Source organism: Nocardioides sp. (assembly GCF_035697785.1).
Taxonomy (GTDB): domain Bacteria; phylum Actinomycetota; class Actinomycetes; order Propionibacteriales; family Nocardioidaceae; genus Nocardioides_B.
The window spans coordinates 1-5,013 of the sequence record NZ_DASSCL010000028.1; the positions used below are offsets into that span (position 1 = coordinate 1).

Sequence of the window (5,013 nt, forward strand, 5' to 3'; positions counted from 1 at the left end):
ATGACGTAGTCCTTGCCCTCCATCCGCACCTTCCCCGCCGCCTTCGCCGCCGCCATCGAACCCGCCGCGACCAGGTCGTCGAACGACACGATCTCGGCCTTGATGAACCCGCGCTGGAAGTCGGTGTGGATCACGCCCGCGGCCTCGGGGGCGGTGGCGCCCTTGGGGATCGTCCAGGCGCGGGCCTCCTTCGGCCCAGCGGTCAGGTAGGTCTGCAGGCCGAGGGTGTCGAAGCCGACCCGGGCGAGCACGTCGAGGCCCGGCTCGTCGACGCCCATCTCCTCGAGCATCGCCCGAGCCTCGTCGTCGTCGCCGAGCTCGACGAGCTCCGCCTCGAACTTCGCGTCCAGGAAGATCGCCTCGCTCGGCGCGACCAGGTCACGCATCTTCTGCTTGAGGCCCTCGTCGCCGAGCTCGTCGGAGTCGCAGTTGAAGACGTAGATGTACGGCTTGGCCGTCAGCAGGCTCAGCTCCCGGATCAACGGCCGGTCTATGTCGGTGGCGATGATCGGGGTGCCGGCCTCCAGGGCGGCCATCGCGTCCTTGGCGGCCGCGACAACGGGGCCGAGCTCCTTCCTGCCCTTGGCCTCCTTCTCCAGCCTCGGGATCGCCTTCTCCACCGTCTGCAGGTCGGCGAGGATCATCTCGGTCTGGATCGTGGAGATGTCGTTGGCGGGGTTCACCTCGCCGTCCACGTGCGTGACGTCCTCGTCGCGGAACACCCGGGTGACCTGGCAGATCGCGGCCGACTCGCGGATGTGGGACAGGAACTTGTTGCCGAGCCCCTCGCCCTCGGACGCCCCGCGGACGATGCCGGCGATGTCGACGAACTCGACCGTCGCGGGCAGGATCCGCGCGGAGCCGAAGATCTTCGCCAGCTCGACCAGCCGCGGCTCGGGCACCCCGACGACGCCGACGTTGGGCTCGATCGTGGCGAACGGGTAGTTCGCGGCGAGCACGTCGTTCTTGGTCAGCGCGTTGAAGAGCGTGGACTTGCCCGCGTTGGGGAGCCCGACGATTCCGATGGTGAGTGCCACGGGCGGGCAGTCTACGGGCGGCCACGGCCGGTTCCGAATCCGCCGGTCGGGGCATGCGGTACGGCGCTCAGTCGGCCTGTCCGGTCAGCAGCCGGCGGAACAGCTCGGCGTACTGGATCAGGTGCCGGTCGCCGAGGAACCGCTCGCGCACCCGCTCGGTGGCGGCGGCGCCGAGCCGCTCGGCGAGACCCGCGTCGCTGGTGACCGACACCAGCAGGTCCCCGAAGCCGACGAGGTCCGTGGGGTCGTCGAGCAGCAGTCCGCACTCACCGTGCACCACCTGGTCCTGGATGCCCCCCACGCGGGACGCGACGACCGGACGGCCCTTCCACATCGGCTCGGTGACGGTCAGTCCGAAGCCCTCCACCAGGCTCTTCTGCACGACCACCGCGGCGTGCCGCTGCAGGGCGTTGACCAGGTGCGCGTTCTCGTCCACGTCGTCCATCGGAAGGCTGCACAGGTGCACGCGCGCCTGGGCGGCCGGCTCCAGGTCGGCCCACGCCTGCCGGCACTCGGCGAGCACCTCCGCGCCCTCGGGGTCGTCAGTCACTCCGGAAACGTCCGGGCCGACGAGCATCAGGTGCACGTCGTCGTCGAGACGGTCCAGGCAGCCGACGAAGCCGCGCATGACGCCGACCATGTCCTTGAGCCGGTCCCAGCGGCTGACCTGCAGCACCAGGCGGGCGTCCCGCGGGACGATGCCACCGGTCAGGAGCAGCCCCTCGTGCCGGCGGACGGCGCCGCTCGAGCCGTCGCGGCGGTGGAAGCCCAGGTCACCGTCGGGGGTGGGCAGGTCCACGAGCCGGGCCCGTTGCAGGGCGGCCGCGACGTCGTCGGCGGAGAGCGGAGCGTTCTTGGCGCTGAACGGGTCCAGCGAGGGCGCGATCACCCAGGACCGCGCGGGGTCCACGAAGCCGGGCCGATACACCGTCCGGGAGAAGATCGCGGCGGCCGCCTCGACGACGTACGGACGGAGGAAGTCCCAGGCCAGGTCGGTGCGTTCGTTGGGGGTGTCCCGACCGACGTGGCAGCGCCACACCAGCTGAGCGCCGTGGTCCCGCAGCGCCGACACCAGCCCGGCCGTCTGCGGGTCGTGCAGGATCACGATGTCCCCGGGGTGCACGCGGGCGGCGAGGTCCCCGGCGTTGCTGCGCAGCACGTCCTCGTAGACGCGACGCTCGTCCTCGCCGAGCGGTCCGCCGTCCCCGGGCTCGCCGTGCAGGAGGTTGTGGATCCGCTTGGTCACCGCGAAGAACTCGGGCGTGCCGTCGAGCACCAACCACCGGGTGTCGACGCCGACGCCGTGGGCGTAGTCGAGCAGCGCCTGCAGCATCTCGGCGACGCCACCACCGGTGGCGGTGGCGTTCACGTTCCAGACCGCACGCCCGTCGAGGAGGACGCGGGCGCGCGCCGCGTTGTCGGCCAGCCGTGCGGCCCGGCTCGGGTCGAGCAGGGACGCAAGGCGGTCGATGGGGACGGCGCCGACCTCGACCTCACGCACAAGTTCATCGTGGCACGTCAGAGGCGGGTGAGGTGGGTGTTACGCAAGACCAGCTCGCCCGAGTCGTCGGAAGCCCGCAGGTCGACCTCGGCGACGATCCGCCAGTCGTGGTGACCCTCCGGGTCGTCGAGGATCTGCTGCACCGCCCACGTGTCCGGGGACTCCTCGACCAGGAACAACCCCGGGCCGCGGGCGTCCGGCCCGGTGCCGACCCGGTCGTGGTCATCGAAGTAGGCCGCGAGGGGCTCGTCCCACACGTCGCCGTCCATGTCGACGAGCTCGTCGACCCTGCGCAGAGCGGCGAGCTCGACCCGCCGGAACAGCGCGTTGCGCACCAGCACCGTGAAGGCCCGCCGGTTGGCGGTGATCCGCTCGGGTTCCGGCGGGCGCAGCGGGTCCGACTGCTCCCGGGCCCGGGCCAGCGCGAGCGTCGGGTCGGTGAGCTGCTCCCACTCGTCGAGCAGGCTGGAGTCGGTCTGCCGCACCACGGCGCCGAGCCAGGCCTGGATGTCCTCGAGCTCGTCGGTGCGGACACTGTCGGGGACCGTCTGCCGCAGCGCGCGGTAGGCGTCGGAGAGGTAGCGCAGCAGCAGTCCCTCGCTGCGGGACAGCCCGTACGCCGCGACGTACTCCTGGAACGTCATCGCCTGCTCGTACATGTCACGCACGACGCTCTTCGGCGACAGCGGTGACTCGGTGATCCAGGGATGGGTGCGGGCGTAGATGGAGTACGTCGCCTCCAGGAGCTCCTCCAGGGGCTTCGGCCAGGTCACGTCGTCGAGCAGCTCCATCCTCTCGTCGTACTCGACACCGTCGGCCTTCATCTCCGCGACCGCCTCCCCGCGTGCCTGGAACTGCTGGGCCATCAGCACCTGCCGCGGGTCCTCGAGGGTCGCCTCGACGACCGACACCACGTCGAGCGCGTAGGTGGCCGACTCGGGGTCGAGGGTGTCGAAGGTGGCGAGGGCGTAGGTCGACAGAGGCTGGTTGAGCGCGAAGCCCTCCTGCAGATCCTCAACGAGCCGGCAGTGAGTCCCGGCGGTCGTGACCGTCTGCATCACCACGCCGGCGGCGAGCAGGCTGCGGTACTGCGCCACCGCCCGCCGCACCAGCCGCACCTGGCTGCGGCCGTCCTCGTGGTTGTCGCGGAGCAGGTGCCGCAGCGCGGCGAAAGCGTCGCCCTCCCGGGCGAGCACGTTGAGCAGCATCGAGTGCGTGACCCGCATCCGGGACACCAGCGGCTCCGGCTCGGCAGCCACCAGTCGGTCGAACGCCGCCTCGTTCCAGGTGATCTGGCCCTCGGGAGGCTTCTTGCGCTGGATCTTCCGGAGCTTCTTCGGGTCGTCGCCCGCCTTGGCGAGCGCCTTCGCGTTCTCCACGACGTGGTCGGGCGCCTGTACGACGACGGTGCCGGCGGTGTCGTAGCCGGCCCGGCCCGCGCGGCCGGCGATCTGGTGGAACTCCCGGGCCTTGAGGACGCGCTGGCGACGGCCGTCGTACTTCGTCAGCCCGGTGAGCACCACCGTCCGGATCGGCACGTTGATGCCCACCCCGAGAGTGTCGGTGCCGCAGATGACCTTGAGGAGGCCGGCCTGGGCGAGCGTCTCCACGAGACGGCGGTACTTCGGCAGCATGCCGGCGTGGTGCACGCCGATGCCGTGCTTCACCAGGCGCGACAGGGTCTTGCCGAAGCCGGTGCCGAAGCGGAAGCCGCCGATCAGGTCCGCGATCTCGTCGCGCTGGGCACGGGTGGCCACGTTGACCGAGGTGAGCGCCTGCGCGCGCTCGAGGGCCGCGGCCTGGGTGAAGTGCACGACGTAGACCGGCGCCTGGTGGGTCGTCAGCAGCTCCTCGAGCGTCTCGTGGAGCGGCGTCTCGGCCCAGGCGTAGCTGAGCGGGACCGGCCGCTCCATCGAGCTGACGACCGCGGTGTCGCGCCCGGTGCGCCGGGTCAGGTCGTCGCGGAAGAACGTGACGTCGCCGAGCGTGGCCGACATCAGCAGGAACTGCGCGTGCGGCAGCTCGAGGAGCGGCACCTGCCACGCCCAGCCGCGGTCGGGCTCGGCGTAGAAGTGGAACTCGTCCATCACGACCTGACCGATGTCGGCGTCGGCTCCCTCGCGCAGGGCCTGGTTGGCGAGGATCTCCGCGGTGCAGCAGATCAGCGGTGCGTCCTTGTTGACCGCGGCGTCGCCGGTGAGCATGCCGACGTTCTCGGGGCCGAACACGTCGCACAGCGCGAAGAACTTCTCGCTGACCAGCGCCTTGATCGGCGCGGTGTAGAAGGAGACCCGGCCCTCGGCCAGCGCCGCGCGGTGCGCGGCCTCGGCGACCAGCGACTTGCCCGATGTCCGCCTCGGCGCCCTCGCGCAGCGCCTGGTTGGCGAGGATCTCGGCGGTGCAGCAGATGACCGGAGCGCCCGGGTTCACCGAGGCGTCACCGGTGAGCATCCCGACGTTGTCGGCACCGAACAC

The 5,013-nt window shown here is 71.2% G+C and carries 3 protein-coding genes; all 3 read right to left on the reverse strand.

Translation table 11 applies throughout. The features are described from left to right. Positions 1-1,037, reverse strand: a 1,037-nt coding sequence (ychF, locus tag VFH10_RS03440; protein ID WP_325125959.1) for a redox-regulated ATPase YchF, incomplete at its 3' end; no start/stop codon positions are given. 67 nt (positions 1,038-1,104) lie between these two features. Further along, the gene (locus VFH10_RS03445; protein ID WP_325125961.1) at positions 1,105-2,538 is read right to left on the reverse strand and encodes a glycosyltransferase; all 1,434 of its coding nucleotides are present in this window, start codon (positions 2,536-2,538) and stop codon (positions 1,105-1,107) included. Positions 2,539-2,555: 17 nt separating this feature from the next. After that, positions 2,556-4,874 carry a DEAD/DEAH box helicase gene (locus tag VFH10_RS03450; RefSeq protein ID WP_325125963.1) on the reverse strand — a complete coding sequence of 773 codons (2,319 nt, stop codon included), beginning with the start codon at positions 4,872-4,874 and terminating at the stop codon, positions 2,556-2,558. Positions 4,875-5,013: the final 139 nt, after the last annotated feature.